General features: G+C 72.7%; 17 protein-coding genes. 9 read left to right on the plus strand and 8 right to left on the minus strand.

Annotation, left to right across the window (positions count from 1 at the left end):
• Positions 1–56: 56 nt before the first annotated feature.
• A complete protein-coding gene (locus tag IE172_RS13710; RefSeq protein WP_190097479.1) occupies positions 57–1,535 on the minus strand; it encodes a sugar transferase in 1,479 nt (492 codons plus the stop codon).
• A gap of 725 nt (positions 1,536–2,260) precedes the next feature.
• Here IE172_RS13710 and IE172_RS13715 point away from each other — a divergent pair.
• The 6 genes from IE172_RS13715 to IE172_RS13740 all read left to right on the plus strand — a co-directional run bounded on the left by IE172_RS13715 (position 2,261) and on the right by IE172_RS13740 (position 9,946).
• Complete coding sequence (locus tag IE172_RS13715) at positions 2,261–2,773, plus strand: SRPBCC family protein (protein ID WP_190097480.1); 513 nt, start codon at positions 2,261–2,263, stop codon at positions 2,771–2,773.
• 119 nt (positions 2,774–2,892) lie between these two features.
• The gene (locus IE172_RS13720) at positions 2,893–5,220 is read left to right on the plus strand and encodes an FdhF/YdeP family oxidoreductase (RefSeq protein ID WP_229886014.1); all 2,328 of its coding nucleotides are present in this window, start codon (positions 2,893–2,895) and stop codon (positions 5,218–5,220) included.
• Between the two features lie 285 nt (positions 5,221–5,505).
• A complete protein-coding gene (locus IE172_RS13725; RefSeq protein WP_190097482.1) occupies positions 5,506–6,561 on the plus strand; it encodes a hypothetical protein in 1,056 nt (351 codons plus the stop codon).
• Positions 6,558–7,697, plus strand: coding sequence for a hypothetical protein (locus IE172_RS13730; protein ID WP_190097483.1), 1,140 nt, complete (start codon positions 6,558–6,560; stop codon positions 7,695–7,697). The genes IE172_RS13725 and IE172_RS13730 overlap by 4 nt, the downstream gene beginning before the upstream one ends.
• A gap of 164 nt (positions 7,698–7,861) precedes the next feature.
• The gene (locus IE172_RS13735; protein ID WP_190097484.1) at positions 7,862–9,370 is read left to right on the plus strand and encodes an AMP-binding protein; all 1,509 of its coding nucleotides are present in this window, start codon (positions 7,862–7,864) and stop codon (positions 9,368–9,370) included.
• Between the two features lie 393 nt (positions 9,371–9,763).
• Entirely contained in the window at positions 9,764–9,946 is a 183-nt protein-coding gene (locus IE172_RS13740) for a hypothetical protein (protein WP_190097485.1), read from the plus strand.
• A 103-nt stretch (positions 9,947–10,049) separates the two neighbouring features.
• Here IE172_RS13740 and IE172_RS13745 read toward each other — a convergent pair whose 3' ends face one another.
• From IE172_RS13745 to IE172_RS13765, 5 genes are all read right to left on the minus strand, one after another.
• On the minus strand, positions 10,050–10,709 hold the full coding sequence (locus tag IE172_RS13745) for a DUF4232 domain-containing protein (RefSeq protein WP_190097486.1): 660 nt from the start codon (positions 10,707–10,709) through the stop codon (positions 10,050–10,052).
• A 166-nt stretch (positions 10,710–10,875) separates the two neighbouring features.
• A complete protein-coding gene (locus IE172_RS13750) occupies positions 10,876–11,352 on the minus strand; it encodes a (2Fe-2S)-binding protein (RefSeq protein WP_190097487.1) in 477 nt (158 codons plus the stop codon).
• Between the two features lie 17 nt (positions 11,353–11,369).
• Positions 11,370–13,682, minus strand: coding sequence for a molybdopterin cofactor-binding domain-containing protein (locus tag IE172_RS13755; RefSeq protein WP_190097488.1), 2,313 nt, complete (start codon positions 13,680–13,682; stop codon positions 11,370–11,372).
• A gap of 165 nt (positions 13,683–13,847) precedes the next feature.
• Complete coding sequence (locus tag IE172_RS13760; protein ID WP_190097489.1) at positions 13,848–15,071, minus strand: oxygenase MpaB family protein; 1,224 nt, start codon at positions 15,069–15,071, stop codon at positions 13,848–13,850.
• Positions 15,072–15,093: 22 nt separating this feature from the next.
• Positions 15,094–16,326 carry an oxygenase MpaB family protein gene (locus tag IE172_RS13765; protein ID WP_229886016.1) on the minus strand — a complete coding sequence of 411 codons (1,233 nt, stop codon included), beginning with the start codon at positions 16,324–16,326 and terminating at the stop codon, positions 15,094–15,096.
• A gap of 150 nt (positions 16,327–16,476) precedes the next feature.
• Here IE172_RS13765 and IE172_RS13770 point away from each other — a divergent pair, with 150 nt between their 5' ends.
• Positions 16,477–17,181: a TetR/AcrR family transcriptional regulator gene (locus tag IE172_RS13770; protein ID WP_229886018.1), complete on the plus strand. Its 705-nt coding sequence runs from the start codon at positions 16,477–16,479 to the stop codon at positions 17,179–17,181.
• Between the two features lie 150 nt (positions 17,182–17,331).
• Entirely contained in the window at positions 17,332–19,149 is a 1,818-nt protein-coding gene (locus tag IE172_RS13775; RefSeq protein WP_190097491.1) for an AMP-dependent synthetase/ligase, read from the plus strand.
• 7 nt (positions 19,150–19,156) lie between these two features.
• On the opposite strand, the gene IE172_RS13780 is transcribed toward IE172_RS13775, so the two are convergent.
• Positions 19,157–20,071 carry a YceI family protein gene (locus IE172_RS13780; protein ID WP_190097492.1) on the minus strand — a complete coding sequence of 305 codons (915 nt, stop codon included), beginning with the start codon at positions 20,069–20,071 and terminating at the stop codon, positions 19,157–19,159.
• Between the two features lie 488 nt (positions 20,072–20,559).
• Between IE172_RS13780 and IE172_RS13785 the strand changes: the two genes are divergently transcribed.
• Positions 20,560–21,144 carry a TetR/AcrR family transcriptional regulator gene (locus IE172_RS13785; protein WP_190097493.1) on the plus strand — a complete coding sequence of 195 codons (585 nt, stop codon included), beginning with the start codon at positions 20,560–20,562 and terminating at the stop codon, positions 21,142–21,144.
• A gap of 96 nt (positions 21,145–21,240) precedes the next feature.
• Here IE172_RS13785 and IE172_RS13790 read toward each other — a convergent pair whose 3' ends face one another.
• Positions 21,241–23,493: a cytochrome P450 gene (locus tag IE172_RS13790; protein ID WP_190097494.1), complete on the minus strand. Its 2,253-nt coding sequence runs from the start codon at positions 23,491–23,493 to the stop codon at positions 21,241–21,243.
• Between the last annotated feature and the right edge of the window lie 17 nt (positions 23,494–23,510).

A 23,510-nucleotide genomic window follows, 5' to 3' on the forward strand; every position in this document is an offset into this window, starting at 1 on the left:
AGGCAGGCCCTCGCGGCCTGCGGTCCGCGCGCCGGCCGGTCCTCGGCCGCCCCGCATCAGTAGGCCCCCTGCCCGTGGAGCACCGCGCGCAGCGTCTTCCACAGGATCACCGTGTCCAGGGCGAGCGACCAGTCCTCCACGTACCGCAGGTCCAGACGGACCGTTTCCTCCCATGACAGGTCGCTGCGCCCGCTGATCTGCCACAGTCCGGTGAGTCCGGGCTTGACCAGCAGCCGCCGCCGGATGTCGGGGCCGTAGGCGGCGGACTCCTCCGGCAGCGGCGGCCGCGGACCGACGAGCGACATCGAGCCGGTGAGCACGTTGAACAACTGCGGCAGCTCGTCGAGCGAGTACCGGCGCAGAACCGTTCCGACGCGGGTCACCCGCGGATCCCTGCGGAGCTTGAACAGCAGTCCCGCGCCCTCGTTGCGGTGGATCAGCTCGGCGCGGGCCCGGTCGGCCCCGGCGACCATGGTGCGGAACTTGACCATGGTGAACTCGCGCCCGTCCTTGCCCACGCGGCGCTGGCGGTAGAACACCCCGCCCCGGCTGTCCGCCGCCACGAGCAGCCCGACGCCCACCATCAGCGGCGCGAACACCAGCAGCAGGACCGCCGCGCCGAGCCGGTCGACGACCCCCTTGACCGCGCGGCGGCCGCCGCTGAAGGTCGGCATGCTGACCCGCAGCAGCGGGATCCCCAGCACCGCGTCGATGTGCAGCCGCGGACCGGCCACCTCCATCAGCACGGGCGCCACGACCATCTCGGTGTCGCTGCCCTCGAGGCTCCAGGCCAGCCGCTGGAGCCGCTCCGGCGACCAGTGCGGGTCCGGGGTCACCGCGACGACGCGGTAGCCGTCCCGGTGCACGTGGCCCGCGACGTCCGTCAGCCGGCCGACGACCGGTACCCCGTCGAGCCGGTCACCGCCGGCCACCGCGCCGTACGTGGTGCACACGGCGTCCACCCGCCAGCCCAGGTGCGGGAACTTGCGGGTCCGGGTGATCAGGTCCCGCACGGTGGCCGGGCTGCCGGCGGCCAGCACCGGTCTCAGGCAGCGGCCTTCCTTGCGTTCTCTGTGCAGCCAGAGCCGCAGCAGATACCGCTCGGTCATGGTGACGATCGCGATCGCGGGAATTGCCACGAAGATCCAGAGTTTGATGTTGCGCGAGGTGAGCGCTATTCCGCCGAGCGCCAGGACGACCGTCGCCATGAACAGGGAACGTCCGAGCCGGCGGAATTCCTCGGCTCCCTGGCCGAGAACCGCCGGAGCCCATGACCGGCTCACCGCCAGCGCCCCCAGCACCAGAATCCAGGTGCCGAATGCGAGAATTCCCCATTTCTCGTGCCAGTTGGCCGCGTCCCGCGCCCCGAAGAAGTTGCCGATTCCCGCCACCACACAGGCAGTGGCCACGGCATCGCCGGTGATCACCGTACGGCGGTACCGCTGCTCCCAGTCGGTCGCGGGCCTGCTGATCGTCCCGTCCGCCGGACGCCCGCGCGTCGACGGAAACGGGCTGAGTAATCCCCCTTGCCGCACAGAACCCCCCAGGTCCCCAGTGGTTCGACGTGTTCGCCTAGCACTGTTCCTCCCACCCCCGGGAGGCCCCCGCCCCCCGTGCCGCGCTGTTCTCCCCCGCGTGAGGCCCCCGCCTCCGCGCATGACGTGCCGGCTGATGCGGAACCGTGTGACAACCCCCCCGGCGGCGGCGACTCGCCCGTACCGCCGAACTTTCCCCCTGCGTATGAACCCTTCGGGACCCCGGCTGCTCCCCGCACCCGAAGCCCCTGCCGGGCTCAGGAATTGATCACCCCCACGTCGGGCGTCGGGGATGTGACCACGTGCTTTCCACAACGCCGGACCCATAGATCATTTTGGTCGCCTCGTGCCCGAACATCTGAAGCACGGTCAATCTAGACCATGAGGGGCCGATATGAAGAGGGGTTGTGTGCAATTTGTGTTCAAGGGCTGAGAGTTGATGCTGCGATCGGCGTCCGGCCTGTTGAAGGGAGGGCTTGGGCCTGCCGGGCGGGCACCGGTGAGGTCCGGGTGGGCACCCGTGGGGTCCGGCCGGCCGGCCCGGTCGTCCGCCGGGGGCGGGCCGAGGAGGCCGCCACGTCGCGTGGCCCCCGCTGCCCGGCCGGCCCCCTCCGGCCACCGCACGGCGACGGCGCCTCCCGGGTTGAGAGCCCGCGAGGAGGGCACTCGGCCGCACGGGGCGGACACCCATGGCCCCCGGGCCGTGGCGGAGAGGAGGAACGCCCATGAGCGTCATCGAAGGCGCCGCCGACGTCGACGTCCCGGTCAGCATGGCCTACAACCAGTGGACCCAGTTCGAGTGCTTCCCCGTGTTCATGCGCGGTGTGCGCCGGGTGGACCGGTCGCGCTCCTCCATGACGCACTGGGTGACCAGGTTCGGTGGCGTGACCCGCGAGTTCGACGCGGAGATCACCGAGCAGCGCCCCGACGAGCGCATCGTGTGGCGCTCCGTGGGTGCACCCCGCCTGATCGGTGAGGTGACCTTCCGGGCGCTGGGGGAGAGCCGCTGCCGCGTCGCCTTCCGGGTCGAGTTCACCCCGAGGGGCGCGGCCGAGCGGGTGGGGGACGCCCTGGGGCTGGTCCGCAGGCAGGTCCGGGAGGACTTCGCGCGCTTCAAGGAGTACATCGAGGGCCAGGGCCGGGAGAGCGGGCAGTGGCGCGGAACGATCAGTGGCGGACGCGTCGAACCGGACTCCGACCGGATGCCGCGCCAGGTGCCGAACTGGCCGGTCGGCTGAGAACTGCCGCGACGCCCCGCCTCGCGCGAGGTGATATGTCAGGAAAGGCCCTCGGTCATCCCCTTCCCGGCCGGCGGGAAGCGGAGCGGGCGAGGGGAACGGAGCGGAAGGTGGACGCGGTGCGAGAGTCATCGAACGGTGATCCGGGCGGCGAGCAGGCGAAGATCACTCCGCCGAAGACGTGGGCGGCGGGTGTCCCGGCGGTGGCCCACGCGGTGCGGTACTCCCTCGCCGAGACGTCACCCCGCCGGACGGCACTGAACCTGCTCGACATCAACCAGACCGAGGGCTTCGACTGCCCGGGCTGTGCCTGGCCGGACCCCGCGCCGGGCCAACGGCACACGAACGAGTACTGCGAGAACGGCGCCAAACACGCCAACGACGACGCCACCACGCGACGCGTCACCCCCGACTTCTTCCGGCGGTATTCGGTCTCCGAACTGGCACGCGGCTCGGACCGGTGGCTGAACCAGCAGGGGCGGCTCACCCAGCCCATGGTGAAGCGGCCGGGCGCCGACCACTACGAGCCGATCAGCTGGCACGACGCCCTGGGCCTGATCGCCGACGAACTGCGGGCCATGGACTCACCCGACGAGGCGGTCTTCTACACCTCGGGCCGGGCCGGCAACGAGCCCGCCTTCGTCCTCCAGCTCTTCGCCCGCGCCCTGGGGACCAACAACCTGCCCGACTGCTCCAACCTGTGCCACGAGTCGAGCGGCGCCGCCCTGTACGAGACGCTGGGCACCGGCAAGGGCAACGTGAGCCTGCTGGACATCCACCACGCCGACCTCGTGATCACCCTGGGGCAGAACCCGGGCAGCAACCACCCCCGCATGCTCTCCGCGCTGGAGGAGACCAAACGCGGGGGCGGGCAGATCGTGGCCGTCAACCCGCTGCCGGAGGCGGGCCTGATCCGCTTCAAGAACCCGCAGAAGCCCCGCGGGGTCGTCGGCCGGGGCACCAACATCGCCGACCAGTTCCTGCAGATCCGGCTCGGCGGGGACCTCGCCCTCTTCCAGGCCCTGAACCTGCTCCTGCTGGAGGCCGAGGACGCCGCGCCGGGCACGGTGCTGGACCGGGACTTCATCGACCGGTGCACCAGCGGGTTCGAGGAGTTCGCCCGCCACATCCGCTCCACCGTCTCCTGGCCGGACGTCCTGGCGGCCACCGGCCTGACCCGCGACCAGATCGAGGAACTGCGGGACCGGGTCCTGGCCAGCGAGCGGATCATCGTCTGCTGGGCGATGGGGCTCACCCAGCACAAGCACGCCGTGCCCACCATCCGCGAGCTGGTGAACTTCCAGCTGCTGCGGGGCAACATCGGCAGGCCCGGAGCCGGCGTCTGCCCGGTGCGCGGACACAGCAACGTCCAGGGGGACCGGACCATGGGCATCTGGGAGCGGATGCCCCAGGGCTTCCTGGACGCCCTCGAACGCGAGTTCTCCTTCACGCCGCCCACCCGTCACGGCCTGGACGCGGTGAACTCCATCCGGGCCATGCGCGAAGGCCGCGTCAAGGTCTTCCTCGGCCTCGCGGGCAACTTCGTACGGGCCACCCCCGACAGCGACCTGACCGAGGAGGCCATGCGCCGCTGCCGCCTCACCGCGCACATCTCCACCAAGCTGAACCGCTCCCACACCGTCTGCGGCGACACCGCGCTGATCCTGCCCACCCTCGGCCGCAGCGAGCGGGACTGCCAACACGGTGAGGAGCAGTTCATCACCGTCGAGGACTCCATGAGCCAGGTGCACGCCTCGTCCGGCCGTCTGGATCCGGCCTCCGGGCACCTGCTCAGCGAGGTCGCGATCCTCAGCAGGCTGGCCCGCCGGACCCTGGCCGACAAGGTGCCCGTGCCCTGGGAGGACTTCGAGGCGGACTACGGCACCGTCCGGGACCGCATCGCGCGGGTCGTCCCCGGCTTCGAGAACTTCAACAGCAGGGTGCGCAAGCCGGGCGGCTTCACCCTGCCGAACCCGGTGAACGAGGGCGTCTTCCCCACCCCCGGCGGCAAGGCGCTGTTCACCGTCAACCGCTTCGAGTCGTTGCGTGCTCCCCGCGGGCATCTCCTCCTGCAGACGCTGCGCTCCCACGACCAGTGGAACACGGTGCCCTACACCACCAACGACCGCTACCGGGGCATCCACGGCTCGCGTCGCGTCGTGCTCGTCCACCCCGCCGACCTGCGCGCCCTGGGACTCGAGGACGGCTGCCGGGCGGACGTGGTCAGTGTCTGGCCGGACGGCACCGAACGCCGTGCCGAGGACTTCCGGCTCGTCTCCTATCCCACGACGGCCGGGTGCGCGGCCGCCTACTACCCGGAGGCCAACGTCCTGGTGCCGCTGGACAGCGTGGCCGAGACCAGCAACACGCCGACGTACAAGGGCATCGTCGTACGTCTGGAGCCCCGCTCGGGCGACCGCGCGGCCGGGACCGCGGAGCGCCCCTGACGGCACCGGCGAAGCGGGGCGGGCCGGCGGACCGTACCGCGCGGGAGACCGCCACCCCGGCCCTCGGCCGCGCCCGGCTCCTCCGGCCGGTTTCGGCCACCCGGTGGCGGGCGGTGGCCCGCTGATCGTTCTTCGCCGATGCGGCCCCGTCCAGGGCGAAGGCCCCGGACCGCGGGCGCCGTCCGCCCGGCCGGGACGGGGGAGGAACGCCTATGGCCGGATGCCGCCTATTGCTGGGCGGGTACATGCCAATAGCGTGTGCGCTCTTCGCGTTCTGGGGGGCTCGTGAACAGACTTCGTGCGGTCGTCGTGTGCCTGGTGATCGCCTGCGTCGCGGCCATGGCGCCGGCCGCCGCGGCGAAACCTGACTGGTCGGTGCTTCCGGTGCCGGCGGCGGGGCAGCAGGTGTACGTGTCCGACCTCGCGGCCCGGGGGCCCGGGGAGGCGTGGGCGACCGGGAACGAGTACGTCGACGGTCTCATGCGGCCCGTGCTGTACCGGTGGGACGGCACCGCGTGGAGCAGGGACACCTCCTTCCCCGGCGCCGGCGAGTTCGGCCACCTGGGCAAGGTGCAGTTCGTCGGTGACGAGGTGTGGATCCTCCACGGCCGGGACGGGACGGCGGAGATCCTCCGGTGGTCGGCGGACGCGTGGAGCACCGTCCCGCTGCCGCGGAGCCTGTGGACGTACCAGGACTTCGCCGCGGTGCCGGGCGCGGCCTGGGTGGTCGGTGAGGACGACACCGGGCTGAAGGTGCTGCACCACGACGGCGCCGGCTGGAGCGAGCAGTCCGTCCCGGACGGCGTGTACTACCTGACGGGGATCACCGCGCGCACGGCCACCGACGTGTGGGCCTGGGCGGACACCACCACCGGGGCGGGCATCCTGCGCTGGGACGGCACGGCCTGGCGCGACGCCGGAGTGCCCCTGCCGCCGGACAGCAACGTCCACACGATCCTGCCCGAACCGTCCGGCCGGGTCACGATCGGCGGCAGCCGGTACACCGACGGCGTGGCCCGTACGTACCTGACGACCCGCACCGGCTCCACCTGGCGCACCACGTACCCGCCGCTGGGCGACGCCTCCACCGAGGCCCTGACGCGCGGCCCCGACGGAGCGCTGTGGCTGCCGGTGGTCAGCGACCTGGCGTTCCGGTCGAAGTACGCACGGGTGAACGGCGCCCGCACCACCTTCTCCTACGGTCCCGAGCGCCCGAACGCGATCGAGGTCAGGCCGCGGGCCCTGGCGGCCGCCGGGTCCGCGCTGCTGTCCTTCGGGACCGCCGAGATCTACGGCTCGAAACCGAACCTGATGAGCGAGCGGCTGGGAGGCCGGTCATGACCCGCAGACTGCTCGTCGCGCTCCTCACCGCCGTCCTGGCCGTCACGGCCCTCATGACGCCGGCCACCGCCGGCACGGCTCCTGTGACGCCCGCCACCGCCGGCGCCGCGTCGTGGAGCCACGTCCCCGTCCCGCAGGAGGTGCGTCCGCAGGCCCGGCTCACCGGGGTCGTGGCCGTCGGACCCGGCCGGGCCTGGGCGGTGGGCGCCGACGCCGTCGGCCGCACCGCGCCGGGCTTCCCGCTGCTCCTGCGCTGGGACGGCACCGCGTGGCACCGGCAGGGCCTGCCCGGCAAGGCATGGCAGGGGGAACTGCTCTCCGTCGCCGCGACCTCACCGGCCGAGGTGTGGGCGGTGGGCCGCGACACGACGGGCGCCGCCCGGCTGCTCCGCTTCGACGGAACCGCCTGGCGGGAGAGCCGGCCGCCGGGCGGTGTCGTGCTGACCCAGGCCGTCACCGGCGGCGGGGAGACCTGGCTGACCGGATCCCGGGACGGCGCGCAGGTGCTGCTGCGCCGGGCGGGCAACGGCTGGAGGGAGGTTCCCACGCCCGATCAGTCCGTGTACGGGCTGCACGTCCTGGGAGCCGACGACGTCTGGGCCGCGGGCGCCACCGCCTCCGGTGCGGCCGTGTCGCACTGGGACGGGCGGGAGTGGACACGGACGGTCGTGGACGGCTTCCCCCGCTCGGCCGTGGGCAGCGTGCTCGCGGTCTCACCGACGGAGGTGTGGGCGGGCGGCACGGCCGGGTTTGTCGGCGGCCCGGTGGGCAGGCCGATCCCGCCCCTGCTGGCCCGCTGGGACGGTGAACAGTGGACGAGGGTGAGCGTCCCCACCGACTTCGGCTCCGTCAGCGCGCTGGCACCCACCCCCTCCGGGGAACTGGGCTGGGTCGCGGTGGGCTCCTCGATGAAGTGGGGACCACCGGACACGTATCCGCAGATGGTCCCCGGACCGGACTTCCTCGCCTGGGACGGGCAGTCCTTCACCGAGTACGGCGAACCGGCCGTGGCCGGTGAGGGCGGATCGCGCACCCTGACGCTGGCACCGGTGCCCGGCACGGACACGGTGTGGTCGGCCGGCCGGGCCGACGGCCCCGAGGGCACCTTCGCCCCGCGCCTCCTGCGGTTCGGCTGAGCGGCCGGCCGGCCCGCAGACCGGTACCGCCCAGCCGGTGCGGCGGCCCGTCAGCGGCGGGCGGAGCGCGCGACGGCGCTTGTCAGTGAAGTGACAACGAGGTGGCGTGCCCTGTGCGTACGGACACAAGTGGTCACAGGACGCGATGCGTCACCATCCGACACATGACGGATCTGTTCGAGCGACGACCCGCCGACGAGCCCGGTCTGCGTTTCTACGCGACCGGCGTGCCCTGGCACCTGCCCGTGCCCCGCGGCACGCTGCCCGACCTGCTCGACGCCGCCGCCCGACGGTACGGGAGCCGCACGGCCCTCGCCACCGACGCGACCCGGACCGGCTTCCGCGCCCTGTCGCGGACCGCCGCGCGGATCGCCCCGGCGCTCTCCCGGCTGGGACTGCGGCGCGGAGACCACCTCGCGGTGCTGCTGCCCGACTGCCCGGAGGCGGTGGTGCTGTGCCACGCCGCGTGGCGGCTCGGCGCGGTGGTGGTGCCGGGCGGCCTCACCCACCGCCGGCGGGCGCTGTCGCACGCCGTGATCGCCGCCGTACCGGAGGACCGGCTGCCGGAGATCGCCGCGAGCGGGGACCGCGCGTTCCTGCGCGCCGTGGTGACCGTGCGGACGGCGCCGGAACGGCGGGGCGGCTCCTCCCGCACCGGACGGCACACCTCGTCGCCCGTCACGGACCCGGCGCCGGACGAGTGGACTCCCGGCCCGGCCAGGACCGTTGAGGGGCGCCGGCCGGGTCCCGGCTCGCGGACCGTCCCCGGACAGCGGAGCGGCCCGGGCTCCTCGTACGCCACCGGCAGTGTGGACGCCCGCCCGCGGCGCCTGCCCGTGGACATCGTGGCCTACCGGGATCTGGAACGGCGGCCGGCCGGGCGCCCGGACGACCTCAGGGACTGGGACTGGTCGGGCGGGACGGAACCCGAGGACGTCGCCGTCGTCGTGCACCGGAGGGACGGCACGAGGGTCTCCCTGCGGCACCGCAACCTGGTGGCGGCGGCGCACCAGATCGTCGCCTGGCACACGGGCCCGGTGCCGCGTCGGCCGCGGCTGCTGTCCCTGGTCCCGCTGTCGGGCGCCCGGGGCATCGCGCTGGTCACGGCGGCGCTCCTCGCCGGGGCGCGCACCGTGATGGTGCCCGACGGCGACCCGTGCGGCGCGCTGCGGGCGGCACGCCGTCACACGCCCACCGTCCTGTTCGCCCCACCGGCGGACCTGCGCCGTCTCCTGGAGCGTCCCCCTCACGAGCGGGAGGCCCTGGCCACCGTGCGGACCGTCGTCACGGCCCCGCTGGACGTCGCCACCGGCGAACTGATCCGGACCGCGCTCGGCGCCCATGTCGTCGAGACGTACGGTCCCGCGGCCGCGGCGGGCGTCGCGCTGGCCAACCCGCTGACCGCCGACGCCCGTCCCGGCACGGCGGGACTGGCGGTGCCGCGCGCCCGGGCGCGGATCGCCGTCGAGGGGTTCCCCGAGGTCGACGTGCTGCCGGGCCACGCCGGTGAACTCCTCCTGCGCGGCCCGCAGATCGGCGACCAGCACGGCCGCCCGTCCGGCGGCTGGCTGCGCACCGGCCGGCTCGCGGTGCGCGGCCCCGACGGGTTCGTCACCCTGCTCGGCTCCGGCGACGGCGGTGACGGCGCGGACGGCACAGCGCCACGACACTGACGACGGCTCCCAGCAGGACACTGCCGACGGCCGATTCACGAAGGGGTAACGTTTGGCCCGAAGTCTCCCGGTCTGTCGTCGGCGTGCCTAGGGTGCTGTCCCATTGAGGAATCACCATCCGGGGGGATCGTGTCCGACGCGTCCAAGTCCAAGCCCGCGCTCAAGCGTTGCGCCGTCTGCCGCAACTCGGTGGCCAGGAAGAAGCTCGTCCTCACCGCGGGCGGACAGCCGGTTCACCGTGCCTGTCGAACGTCCGCGGACCGCTTGCCGGGGCGCTCGGCGACACCGTCCGGTATCACCAGGGCGCCGAAGGACATCAGCCGCGACGAGATGTTGCGGAGGATCGCAGCGTTGCGGAAGGGCGACGCGAAAGCGCAACCGAAGCCCGGTGCCGTGACGAAGCCGGGCGCCCCGAAGAAGCGGGGCACGGCGAAGGTTCCGCCCGCCCGCCGCCCCAAGCCGCCGGTGACGTCGCACCGTGGCACGCAGGCGTCCCGCCCGCCGCAGCCGTACTACGGCGTCGAGATGAAGTTCATCGACGGCCGGTGGGTGCAGATGCACCCCGACTCCGAATAGCGCACGCCGGACACGCCCAAGAAGCGGTTCGTCCCCTGCCCCGAGGCCGGGGCATGAGGGTCGCACGGGTGCGGGCCCCGTCTCCGCCGCCCCGGCGGACCGGTCAGGACGTGGTGATCGGGCGCATCGCGAGGCCCTCGGTGCCCGCCCAGGGGGTGACGCGCTGGCCGTCGTCGGCCGGGAACGACTCGACCGGCATGGTCAGGTCGACCGGCGGCTCGGCCTCGGCCTCGCCGCCGGGACTGCCGAGGGTGACGGTCATCGACGCCACGTCGTAGGTGTCCATGTGCCCGCCGGTGGCGCGCAGACCGGCGTACGCCTTCTCGCCCGGGGCGAGGGTGACCGGTTCGCCGGGGGAGGCGCCGTCCAGCACCGGGGCCGGGCCCTGGGCGTCGCCGAGCGTGACCTCAGGGGCGTTCTGGACGTCGCACTTCTTGTCGCTCGTGTTGGTGGCGACGAGGAGGAGGTGACGGGTCGGCTCGTCCTTCGCGCCGTACTTCGTGGCGGAGATCGACAGGTCGTCCAGGGTGCACAGGGCGACGCCTGCGTCCTCCTCGCTGCCGCCGCCGCTGCCGGCGCCGGGCGGCGTCGCCGTCGCCGAGGCCGACGCGCTGGGCTGCTGCGTGGACTCGGCTCCGTCCGCGGCGTCGTCGGTGGGCCGGCACGCCGTGGTCGCCAGCAGCGCGGCGATCGCCACGGCGCCCAGGGCGCACGCCCGGCGGGCACGGACGGCACGGTGGTGTCTGGATGCGGCGGCGTTCATGATGTCCCCCTGAGATCGGCCGTGTGCGGCCGGTGTTCGTCCGGATGCAAGGCGATTCTGCACCGGGGACCGGCCCCGGAAAGCCGGCGCCACGGCTCTGTTACTTATCGCGTACATGGCTGCTGGGAGGTCACGGCCGTGGGCCGGGCGGACCGACGCCCCGGCGTCACATCTTCGCGGCTCCCGCCCTGATCGCCGCCCGGATGCGCGGGTACGTGCCGCAGCGGCAGATGTTGCGGATGCCGTCGAGGTCGGCCTCGGTGATGTCGCGGTTCTCCTCGGCGACGCGGCGGACCAGGGCGACCGCGGCCATGATCTGGCCCGGCTGGCAGTAGCCGCACTGGGCGACGTCCAGGTCGAGCCAGGCCTGCTGCATGGGGTGCAGGTCGGTGTCGACGGTGTCGGCGAGGCCCTCGATGGTGGTGATCTCGTCGGTGGGCTTCAGGGCGCCCACCGGGACCGCGCAGGGGTTGACGGCGCGGCCGTTGAGGTGGCTGGTGCAGGCCTTGCAGACGTTGATGCCGCATCCGTACTTGGGTCCGGTGACGCCGAGGACGTCCCGGAGCACCCACAGCAGCCGCTCCTCGTCCGCGACGTCGACGGTGACCTGTTCGCCGTTGAGGCGGAAAGTGTGCTTCGGCACGGGTTCTCCCGGGAGGTTCAGCGGACGTGGTCCAGGCCGTCGGTGGGGGACGCGGGGATGGGCGGGACGGTCGGTTTGGGGGTGAAGGAGAGCGTGTCGTGGTTGATGGGGAAGCTGGTGGGCATGGTGCCGGTGGCCCGTCCGTAGGCGCAGGCGACCGCGGCCATGGAGGCGGCGACGCCCAGTTCCCCGGCGCCGCCCGGTTTCCCGGTGGTGTCCGGCATGACGATGATCTCCAGCTCGGGCGGGGTGTTCCACTGCCGGGTGTAGAAGTAGTTGTCCCAGCTCGCCTCGAGGAAGTGGCCGTCGCGCAGGTGCAGGCCGGAGGTGAGGGTCAGGGCGATGCCGTCCATGAGGCAGCCCATCATTTGCGCCTGAAGGCCGCGCGGGTTGACGGTGAGGCCGACGTCCACGGCGACGACGGCCTTGGTGACGCGCGGGCCCGTCACCCCGTCGCGGACGGGCCGGTTCACGGTCTCGGGGCGGCAGTCGATCTCCACCAGCACCGCGTTGACCGCGTGGTACTCGGTGTGCAGCGCGATGCCCTGGGCCGTACCGGCCGGCATGGACCGGCCCCAGTCCCCCGCCTCGGCGACCTTCTCCAGGGCCGCGCGGGCGCGGTCGTCGCGCAGGGAGCGGCGGCGCAGCTCGTACGGGTCCCGGCCGGTCCTGGCGGCGAGGCGGTCGACCATCAGCTCCCGGGCGCAGGTGACGTCGGGGGAGTAGACGTTGCGCATGCTGCCGGTGTTGAAGCCCTTGTCCGTCTCGTTCAGCAGGCGGCTGTTGGCGCCGAAGTCGTACGGCATCGACTGGGAGAGCTGGAAGAACGTCTGGGCGAAGGCGGCGTCCCCGACCGGCAGTTGGGCCGCCATGGCGGTGAACAGTTCGCCGAGGCCGTGGCCGAGGTCGGTGGCGACGCTGGTGTGCCGCTGCTTGTAGCCGAGGACGGTGTCACCGGCGTAGGCGATGCGGACCCGGGAGCGGGCCATGGGGTGGGCGCGGCCCTGGCGGGCGTCGTCGGCGCGGTGCCACATCAGCTTGACGGGCTTGCCCGTCTTCTGGGAGATCTCCGCCGCCTCCAGCGCGGCGTCGAAGAACAGCTTGCGGCCGAACGAACCCCCGCCCTCGGTGACGTGGACGGTGACCGCGCCGACCGGCAGCCGCAGCTGGGCGGCGATGGTCTGCTGGGCGACGATCGGGGACTTCAGGGAGGACCAGATCTCGGCCCGGTCCGGCCGTACGTCGGCGATCGCGCAGTTGGGTTCCAGTGCGCTGTTGCTGCGGAAGGCGAAGGTGAACTCGCCCTCCACGCTGGGTGTCAGGGGCGGCAGCCCCATGGGGAGTTCGGCGGCGCGCAACTGCTTCTGGACGGAGGCGTCGGACTTGCCCTCCGCGGTCCCCGGTTTCCAGGCCACGCGCAGGGCGCGTACGGCGTCGACGCACTGCCCGAACGTCCCGGCCCGCACCGCCACTCCGGTGGAGATCACCACGACGTCGGTGACTCCCGGCATGGCGCGCACCTCGTCGAGGTTGGCCACCGCTCCGGGCCTGCCGTTGATGGTCGGCGGGCGGCACACCATGGCCGGCCGGGCGTCCGGGACGTCGAGGTCCAGGGTGAACTTCTTGCGTCCGGTGACCGCGGCGAGCGCGTCGACGCGGTTCTGCGGGCGGCCGATGACGGTGAACCGCTCGCGGGGTTTGAGGTCCACGGACGCCTGCTCGGTCCGTGATGCGGCGGCCTGCCGTGCCAGCGCCCCGATGCCGACGGTGCGGCCGGTGGGGGCGGTGACGACACCCGCTCTCAGGGTCAGCTCGCCCACGGCGGCGCCGAGTTCGGCGGACGCGGCCCGCAGCAGCCGCTGCCGGGCGACGGCGGCGGCGACCCGGACCGGGGTGTAGGTGGAGATGGTGGTGTTGGAGGCGCCGGTGAGCTGGTTGAACAGCAGTTCCGGCCGGGCGTCGGCCAGGGTGACCCGTACCCGCTCCACCGGGACGTCCAGTTCCTCGGCGATCAGCATGGACGTGGGGGTGGTGATGCCCTGGCCGACCTCGGCGCGCGGCAGCGCGAAGGAGACGGTGCCGTCCTCGTGCACCTCGACCCTGATCAGGCCGGAGGTCGGCAGGGCGGCCGCGGTCATCACGTCGTTGAGGTCCAGCAGTTCCGTGATCTCCGGGGAGGGGATGTCGGCGGCCGCAGCCCGGGACGCGGGGGCGAGTTCGGCGGCGGCCACCAGGGTCGGGGCGGCCAGCACGTATCCGAGGAAACGGCGTCTTCCGGGGCCGTCGGGCGGTCCTGGTTCCTCGCGGGGTGCCGTTCCGTCGTTGCGCATGCTCGTCAAGTGTCCCTTTCGGCATAGCGGTTCCAGGGGCGCACACCCTTCCGTGCGCCCGCTCGGACGGCAAGGGGGCGTGTCCCCCCGGCCGGCGCCGGCGCCGGGAGGCGGGCGCCGCCGAGTGGGGCGGCGGGGCCCGCGTCCCCGGGACGCCGGGCGCGGTCAGAGCGGACGGTTCGCGTCCGGTATCTCCAGGTGGATGGGCCTTCCCTCGGACATGAAGAGCAGCACGAACTTGCGCAGCGCCTCCTCCAGGACCCACGCGATCGACGGCACGCCCGGCAGCGGGATCAGGCCCTCGCGGAAGGCCACCACCAGCGGCCAGGCGCTGCTGATGATCGGTTTCAGGATCGGCTCCCGGTCCAGTCCGATCAGGTCGCCGACCCGGTCGCCGACGATGTACCGGGAGAACGCGTTGATCAGCGGCTCGGTGAGGCCGGCGTCGACCTCGGCGATGATGCCGAGGAGCGCGTCGGTCAGCGCGGCGCCCTCGGGGGTGTGGTCGACGATCGGGTCGAGGACCTGCCGGGACTGGGCGTTGGCCTCGTCCCAGGTGGCGGGGATGTACTCGTCGCGGATGCCGAGCATGTGCGCGCTCACCTGCCACACGTGCAGGAAGCCCGCCGACTCGGTGGCGGTGATCGGCACCCGCCAGTCCCGCAGCTTGCCCATGACGTAGGTGGGCAGGCTGTGCCAGGTGACCATCATGTCGGCCTGGCTGATCGGGATGGTCTGACCGCCGCTGGTGCGGGACCAGCCGGGGGACTGCGGCAGCAGGTGCCGCACCGCCGCGTGCACCAGCCGGGTCCGCACCGAGGTGGCGATCATCCCGCCCTGCGGCTGGTACGCGTACCGGTCGCCGACGTCGTAGCCGAGCTGGGCGGTCTTGGCGACGCGGTCCTTCATGTCCGCGCCGCCCTTGGAGTAGTACACGGCGCGCGCTTCCCTGGGGATGGCGGTGCTCAGCAGACCGCTGCCCAGGCCGTACAGGACGCCGGTGTAGAGGCCCTTCTTCCTGGTGAAGTCGACGGCGTCCTGGAGCTTCTTCGCGTCCGCCCAGGAGGGCAGCCTGCGGGCCTCCTCCATCCAGGCGCGCAGGTCGCCGGGGAGCCCGTCCGGCAGCGGCTGGTCGTTGCGGACCCAGCCGCGCAGCAGGTCGTTGACGCGCGGCACCTGTCCCCGTTCGATCACCTGCGCGATGATCGCGTCGATGTCGTCGTCCCACACCCACTCCGGGTCGAGGCCCGCGCCGCTGCCCGCCACCGAACCGGCCGGCGACCACGTCCACAGGGACCGGGCGCGGGCCGGGGAGGCGAGTCCCAGGGCCCCGAACGTGCCGAGGGCGCCGCCGGCGACCAGTAATCTGCGCCGGTTGATGTCTGCCATGATGTGCACTCCTTCTCGCTTGTCACCGCTCGGTGGGACGGTTGGTGTCGGGGATGTCGATCTGCGTGCCCTGGCCCTTGGTCAGGTAGAAGAGGATGTACTGGCGGATCGCCTCGTCGATCGTCCAGGCGAGCGGCGGCACCAGCGGAAGCGGGATCAGCTTCTCGCGGAAGGCCACCAGCTTCGGCCAGGCGGTCGCGATGGCCCGCTCCCAGAACGGCTCGCGCGGGATGCCGTCCCACTCGGCGACCTGGTCACCGACCAGGTACCGGGCGAGGGCGTTGCACAGGGGCCGGTCGATGCCGCCGGGGCTGGTCTGCTCGGCGAGCTGGCGCAGCAGGATGTCGGTGAGTTCGACACCCTCGGGCGTCGGCGCCAGGACCGGGTCGAGGACCTGCCGGGACTGGGCGTTGGCCTCGTCCCAGGTGGCGGGGATGTACTCGTCGCGGATGCCGAGCAGGTGCGCGCTCACCTGCCACAGGTGCAGGTACGCCTCCGCGTCGGCGGCCGGCACCGGCACCTTCCATTCGAGCAGCTTGCGCATGGTGTAGGTGGGCAGGCTGTGCCAGGTGACCATCATGTCGGCCTGGCTGATCGGGACGGTCCGGCCGCCGCTGGTGCGGCTCCAGCCGGGGGACCGCGGCAGCAGATGCCGTACGGCCGCGTGCACCATGCGGGTCTTGACGGCCTCGACGACGACCTTGCCGTCGGGCCGGTAGGCGTTCAGGTCGCCGATGGCGAAGCCGAGCAGGCTCGTCTTGGCGACGCGGTCCTCCATGTCGGCGCCGCCCTTGGAGTAGTAGACGGCGCGCGCCTCCCTCGGGATGGCGGTGCTGAGCATGCCGCCGCCCACACCGTTGAGCAGGTTGAGGTAGAGGCCCCTGCGTTCGTTGAAGTCGGCCGCCCGCTCCAGCTTGCCCCGGTCCGCCCAGGAGGGCAGCCGGCGTGCCCGCTCCATCCACTCCCGCACGTCGGCGGGCAGACCGGTGGGCAGCGGCTGGCCGTTGCGGGTCCACTGGGCGAGCTCCCGGTTGACCCGCGGTACGTCGCCCCGGTCGATCACGGCGGCGACCAGCCCGTCGACCTCCTCGTCCCACACCCAGTCGGGGTCGACGCCCGCTCCCCGGCCGGCCACCGAGCCGTTCGGCGACCACGTCCACACCGAACGCGCCCGGGCCGGCGACGCCGCGCCCACCGCGCCGAACGCACCCAGCGCGCCGCCCGCGGCCAACATCCTGCGCCTGCTGACATCCATGAGCCCGAACTCCTCCTCGAGTCCCGCTGCCGCGCCCACTCCATTTGGTACGGTGAAACACATCGGGTATCGCTGTTTCTTCGCTGGTTCCCCAGGGGAGCACAGACGGGGCTTGAACGCCAGAGGCGTGACGGAACGAGGGAGGGGCCCGTGGACATCGGGAAGGTGGACGAGGAGGCGGTACTCTCGGCCCTCATGAGGCCCTCCGACCCCCCGTCGCTGCTGGAGATCGCGTTCACCGAGGCGGTCGAGGGCGCGGATCCGGACGACGAGATCGCCGCGCGCCTGCTCGACGCCGCGTACGAGCAGTTCTGCCGCATGGGCATCAAGCGGTCCACCATGGCGGACGTGGCACGGCTGGCGGGCGTCTCCCGCATCACCGTCTACCGCCGGTTCGCCACCAAGGACGTGCTGGTCGAGCAGGTCGTTCGGCGGGAGTTCCGGCGGTACTTCGACCGGTTCATCCTCGACATCCAGGACGCCGAGACCGTCGCCGACCGGGTCGTCCTCGGCTTCGTGAGCTCCCTGCGCACCATCCGCCGCAACCCCCTCATCGGGGGCCTGATGACGGCCGAACCGGACGTCGTCGTACCGTCCATGACCAGTGACGGGGGCCGCACCCTGGCCACCGTGCGGCGGTTCCTCGCCGGCAGGCTGCGCCGGGAGCAGCACGCCGGCACCGTCCCGCCGGACGTCGACGTGGATCTCGTGGCCGAGATGATGGTCCGCATCTCCGCGTCGTTCCTGGTCATCCCCAGTCATGTCGTCGACCTGGACGACGACGAGCAGATGCGCGCGGTGGCCCGTCAGTTCCTCGTCCCGATGCTGCAACCGCCGCGTCCCGGACACCCGTGACACCCGTCCCCGCGTGACCGGGCCGGCGCGGTGCCCCCGCCGCGCGGTCTATTGACACCCAGTCAACAACGGGTCCACTGTGTGCCGCCCGAGGAGTCCGAGGACCCCGAGGCATCCGCTCGTGGTTCGCGATGGAGGGAGCCCCCGTCCGTGGAGTCGCCAGAGCAACTGCACCAGTCCATCGAGGAACTGACCATTCCCCGGCTGCTGCGCCGCAACGCCCTGCAGCACGCCGACCGTCCCGCGCTCACCACCGGCATCGGCCCCGACGACGGAACCCTGACCTGGTTCCAGCTGCGCGCCGAGGTCGCCGCCCTCACCCGCGGTCTCGCCGCCGTCGGCCTGAACCGGGGCGAGCGCATGCTCATCGCGATGTCCAAGCGGGCGGAGCACTGGGTCGCCGCCCTGGCCGCGATCCACCTCGGCGCCCTGCCCTGCAGCACCTACGACACGCTCAGCACCGGGCAGATCCGCTTCGTCGCCCGGCACAGCGCGGCCACCGTCCTCGTCGTGGAGGGCGCGGAACAACTGCGGCGCTGGCAGCCTGTCCTGGACGACCTGCCGCACCTGCGCGCCGTCGTCCTCCTCGACTGGGACGCCGCACCCGCGGGCGACGCGCGGTTCGTGAGCTACCCGGCCGTGCGCGCCGCGGGACCGCCCGACGACGCCGCCTTCGACGCCCTCACGGACGAGGCCACGCCCGACCAGCCGCTGACCGTCGTGTACACCTCCGGCACCACCGGCGACCCCAAGGGCGTGGTGCTCACCCACCGCAACGTGATCCACGAGTCGCTGATGCAGGACCAGCTCCTCGCCGTCCCCGAGCATCCGCGGACGGTGGCCTACCTGCCGATGGCGCACATCGCCGAGCAGGTGCTCGGGATCCACATGCCGATCTGCGGCGCGGGCCACGTCACCATCTGCCCGGACCCCGCCCAGCTGCTGCCCACCCTGCTCCGGGTGCGCCCGCACGGGTTCTTCGGCGTGCCCAGGGTGTGGGAGAAACTCGCGGCCGGTCTGCGCCGGCGGCTCGACGCGCTGACGGGGGAGCCGGCCGAGACGGTCGCGCGGGCGCGCCGCCTGGCACTCGAGGTGTTCCACCTGCGCTCCGCGGGCAAGGACGTCCCCGAGGACCTCGCCGCGGAGCTGGAGCGGCTCGACGAGCAGGTGCTGCGGCCGATCCGGGCCGCTGTCGGGTTGGACCGGTGCCACCGTGCCTCCAGCGGAGCGGCGCCGATCCCCACCGCGGTCCTGGAGACCCTGGCGAGCGTGGGGCTGCCCGTCCACGAGGTGTGGGGCCTGAGCGAGACCACCGGGGCGGCGACGATCAGCACCCCGGAGGCGTTCGCCCTCGGCGCGGTCGGCCGGCCCGGTCCGGGCATCGAGGTCAGGGTCGCCGGGGACGGGGAGCTGTTCGTGCGCGGCCCGGTGGTCGTCCCCGGCTACCTGCGGGCCGACGGCGGCATCGAGCCCGCCACCGACGCCGACGGCTGGCTGCCCACCGGTGACATCGGCACCGTCGACGCGCGGGGCATCGTCTCGATCACCGACCGGAAGAAGGAGATCATCATCACCGACGGGGGCAAGAACATCGCCCCGACCAGGATCGAGTCCCTGCTGCGGGCACATCCCCTGGTCGCCCACGCCGTCGCCATCGGTGACCGGCGCCCGTACGTCACCGCGCTGCTGGTGCTCGACGAGGAGGCGGCCCCGCTCTGGGCGAAGGCCCACGGACTCGGCGACGGCGGCCCGGAGGAGCTGGCCCGGCGCCCCGAGGTGCTGGCGGCCCTCGACACCGCCGTCGAGGAGGCCAACGCGTCGCTCTCCCGCCCGGAGCAGGTGAAGAAGTACCGCGTCCTGGCCGGTCCCTGGACACCGGAGTCCGGCGAACTCACCCCGAAACTGAGCCTGCGCCGCAAGGCCGTCGCCCACCTGCACGCCGCCACCATCGAGTCCATGTACGGCTGATACCGCTCTAGCGGGGCGGGGTCGGCGTGTCGTGGGTCCGGTACATGGCCTGGACGTCGAGGGCGAGCTGGACCGTCGGGCCGACGACGGCGATCCCGCGGGCCAGCATGGAACGCCAGTTGAGGGTGAAGTCCTCGCGGTGCAGTTCGGCCCTGGCGAGGGCGGCGCAGCGCAACTCCTGCTCGTAGCCGCCGTTGACGGTGCCGAGGTACTCGGTGTCCAGGCCCACCGAGCGAGTGGTGCCGTGCATGGTGAGGGTGCCGTGCACGGTCCACCTGGAACCGCCGCGGTAGGCGAACCGGGTACTGACGAAATCGATGAACGGGTAGTTCTCCACGTCCAGGAAGTCCGCCGACCGCAGGTGGTTGTCACGGGTCTGGTTGCCCGTGTTGATGCTGGAGGCGTCGATGCGCACCGACACCTGCGAGTCGCCCATGTTCTCCGCGACCCGGATCCCGCCGTCGAACCGGGTGAAGCGGCCGTGGACGTGGGCCATGCCCACGTGCTTGGCGATGAACCGGATCGCGGTGTGCGGAGGGTCGAACATCCAGGTGCCGGCGGGCGGCAGCTCCAGCCGGCGTCCGGGTTCCAGCACGACGCGTGCGGGGGCGAGTGCCGTGCCGGCGGTTATGTCGACGCTCTCGCGCACGGGCGTCAGGCCCTCCGCCGCCACCATCACGCTGTAGGTGCCGGGAGGCAGCACCGCCATGAAGTAGCCGTACGGGTCGGTGGTGCCGCGTGCCGCGACGCGGTGGCTGTCCAGCGCGGTCACCGTGACCTCGGCTCCGCCCAGCGGCTGCCCCAGGACGTCGACGGCCTCGCAGCCGAACGCCCCCGCGCCCTCGGGCAGGGGGACCGAGAGGCCGGACGCGGCGTCCGGCTCGCCGTGCGGACGCAGTCGCCGCAGCAGTCCGAGGACCATGGTGTTCACCTTTCTTCACGCAGGTCTCCGCGTGGCTCGTCCGGCACGCCGCGTTCGCGGCCGCCAAGAGCGCGGGGAGCGGGGCATCGGTAGGAGGGGACGGCCCGTTCTTTGATCCTAAAGCCGTCGGAGGGAGGATCCGCAGCTCCCGCCGTCGGCGTGAAGGGCGGAAGTGCCGGACGGGCCCCCACCGTTGGGGCGATATGGGGGATATGTGCCGGTGTGCGGGGTGCGGGTTTGCAGTGCCGCTCCGGCAAACGGCATGAGGCGCGTCACCCCGTCCATGGTTCGCACGCGGTCTCGGTGCACATCACGCACGACGCGCACACATGTCCCGGCCCGGGCCGGGCGCGGAAGGGAAGGCGCCTCGGACGCGGCGTCCCCGGATGGCTAGACTGCACACCGCACCGGCAGGGCCGAACCGCGGCGCCGACCGTCCAGGAGTGTTCCGTGACCCACCGCCCCTCTTCGTGAGTCAGGTACTCCGCATGGCAACGAACCGCACGGCCAAGAGCGTCGCCACCCGCCGGCGATTCGTCGACGAGGCGCTGCGCCTCTTCCACGAGCAGGGCTACGAGCGCACGTCGATGGCCCAGATCGCGTCCGCGGCCGGCAGCAGCCGGGCCAATCTGTACCTGTACTTCAACAGCAAGTCACAGATCATCAGGGTGCGCATGGCCGAGATCGAGGCCGAGGTGGCCGAGCTCTACGCGCTGCTGGACGCCCTCCCGAGGCACACGCCCGAGACCCTGCGGGAGTGGCTGGGCACCGCCCGCGAGATGTGGCTGCGCTACGCCACCGAGTTCGCGGCCGTCAACCAGGCCATGGCCATCGACCCGGACGTGCTGGACGAGTGGCTGGGCCTGGTCCGGCGGGTCTCCTCGGCCCACGCGGCGCACCACCTGGCCGGCGCGACGGACGAGGCGCGCACGGAACGCGAGGTGCACATGGCCACGCTGATGATGGGCCTGGAGCGCACCTTCTACTTCCTGTACCTCCGGGGCCACACGGAACGGGAGGAACTGGTCCTCACCGCGCTGGCCCGGCAGTGGGCCCGGCTGTTCGACGACTGACCCGGGACCGCGCGGCCTCCGTACGCGCGAACCCCGCCGGGAAGCCCGGTGCACGGGCCTCCCGGCGGAGTGGGGGAGCGGTCGGACCGCCCGCCGTCAGCCGCCCAGCACCAGGCGCGGGCAGTCCGCCGCCGCCCGGGACACGCAGATCAGCATGGTCCGGTCGGCCTCCTGCTCCGACGGGGTGAGGATCGAGTCCCGGTGGTCGGCCCGGCCGGAGACGATGGGCGTCTCGCAGGTGCCGCACGTCCCGGTCTTGCAGGAGGAGACCACCGCGAGTCCGGCCTTCTCCGCGGCCTCCAGGATCGTCTCGTCCGCGCCGACCTCGACGACCGTCCCGGACTCGGCGAACTCCACCTGGAACGGCGTGTCGGGCACGGTCCGCACCACGGGTTTCGGGGCGAACCGCTCCAGGCGCAGCGAGTTCTTCGGCCAGTGGGCGGTGTTCTCCTCCACCGCCCGCAGCAGCGGCTCGGGACCGCACGCGTAGACGAGCGTGTCCTCGCGCACCTCGCCGAGCAGTCCGGGCAGGTCGATCAGCCCGTGCTCGTCCTGGGGGACCACCGTGACGCGGTCCCCGTGCACGGCCAGTTCGTCGCGGAAGGCCATCGAGGCGTGCGTGCGCCCGCCGTAGACGAGGTGCCACTCGGCCCCGGCCCGCTCGGCCTCCCGGATCATGGGCAGGATCGGCGTGATCCCGATGCCGCCCGCGACGAACAGGTAGCGGCGGGACGGCAGGAGCCGGAAGTTGTTGCGCGGCCAGGACACGGTGACCCGGGACCCCACCGTCAGCACGTCGTGCACCGCGGCCGAACCGCCCCGGCCGGCCCGCTCCCGCAGCACGCCGATGCGGTAGGAGGTGCGGTCCAACGGGTCGGAGGAGAGGGAGTACTGGCGCACCCAGGGCTCCCCGTCCCCGCTGGGCACGTGGACGTCGATGTGGGCCCCGGCCTTCCACGGCGGGAGTTCCCCGCCGTCCGGGTGGCCCAGGGTCAGGGCGACGACGCCGTCCGACGCCTCGGTGCGCTCCGTCACCTCCAGGGCCAGCGTGCGCACCGTCCGCGTCCGGGAGCGCTCGACGTCCGCGACGTCCCAGTGCACCTGCAGCGAGCGGCGCACCGGGAGCAGGGCCATCCGCAGGAAGTCGAGTTCGTCGGTGTCGTCCGGCCGCAGCGACGGCAGCCGCTCGAACAGCACCCGCAGCCCCGTGGCGCCCTGGACGCGGGCCAGGGGATTGCCGAGGCAGGTGTGCCGTCCGGCCGTGAAGGCCAGGTGATCGGTGGGGTCGGGGCGGTGGATGTCGAACGCGAAGGGACGCTCGACGTGTTCGGGGTCGGTGTTGGCCGAGGCCAGCGCGACCCACACCATGTCACCGGCCGAGATGCGCACACCGGACAGTTCCACGTCCCGCGTCACCCGGCGGGAGGTGAACGTGGAGGACGGGCGCCGCCGTACCGTCTCCTCGAAGACCCGCGGCCACAGCTCCGGTTCGGCGAGCGCGTCCCGGAGCGCCTCGGGGTTCTCGGACAGGAAGAGGACGGCGTTGGTCATCGCCTGCGCCGTGGTGTCCGTGCCGGCCGCGGCGAACTCCGAGACGTGCAGGGCGATCTGGGGCGTGGGCAGCGCGTACGAGCCGTCCTTGGCCCGGGCGGACGCCATCACGGAGATGATGTCGTCGGCGTCGGAGTCGCGCCGCTCCTCGACGAGGGCACGCAGCGTGAGGTTGGCCTCGACGAAACGGTCCCACACCTCGGAACGCGCCGGCTCGGGCAGCGGCTCGTGCGCGGACGACAGCACGGCGAACAGGTCGTCGCGCAACTGCCGCATCATGGGCTCGTGTTCGTAGCCGAGACCCAGCAGCGCCATGATGGTCTGGGTGGTCAGCTCCAGCGAGTACTCCTCCAGCAGGTTCGCCGCGCCGTTGTTCTCGAACCGGTCGATGATGCGGTGCGCCCGGGCCTCGATCTCGGGCTGCAGCCGGTCCATGCGCTCCTTGACGAAGCCCCGCTGCGCCACGGACCGCGTCTCGGTGTGCCCGGGCGGGTCCTGTCCCACGATCATCTTGGAGACGAGGTCCGGCGGGTAGACCTCCCGGTGCTTGTCCGGCACGTCCGCCGCCGAGTTGGCGGCCGAGGAGTAGGTCTGCCAGTCCGACAGGACGGTGAGGCAGTCCTCGCGCCGGGTGACGATCCACGCGTTCAGGTGCGGGTACCAGAACACCGGGGAGGTGTCCCGGACCGTGGCCAGATGGGCGGCCGGGTCCCGGTAGTAGTCGTCCCCCATCGCGTCGAATCCGTGGGCGACGGGGCAGCGGCCCACGGGACGGGCCTCATCCTGCAGTGACGTCATGGCCTGGTCCTTTCGCG

The organism is Streptomyces griseoflavus (assembly GCF_014649995.1).
In the GTDB taxonomy this organism is placed as follows: Bacteria; Actinomycetota; Actinomycetes; order Streptomycetales; family Streptomycetaceae; genus Streptomyces; species Streptomyces griseoflavus.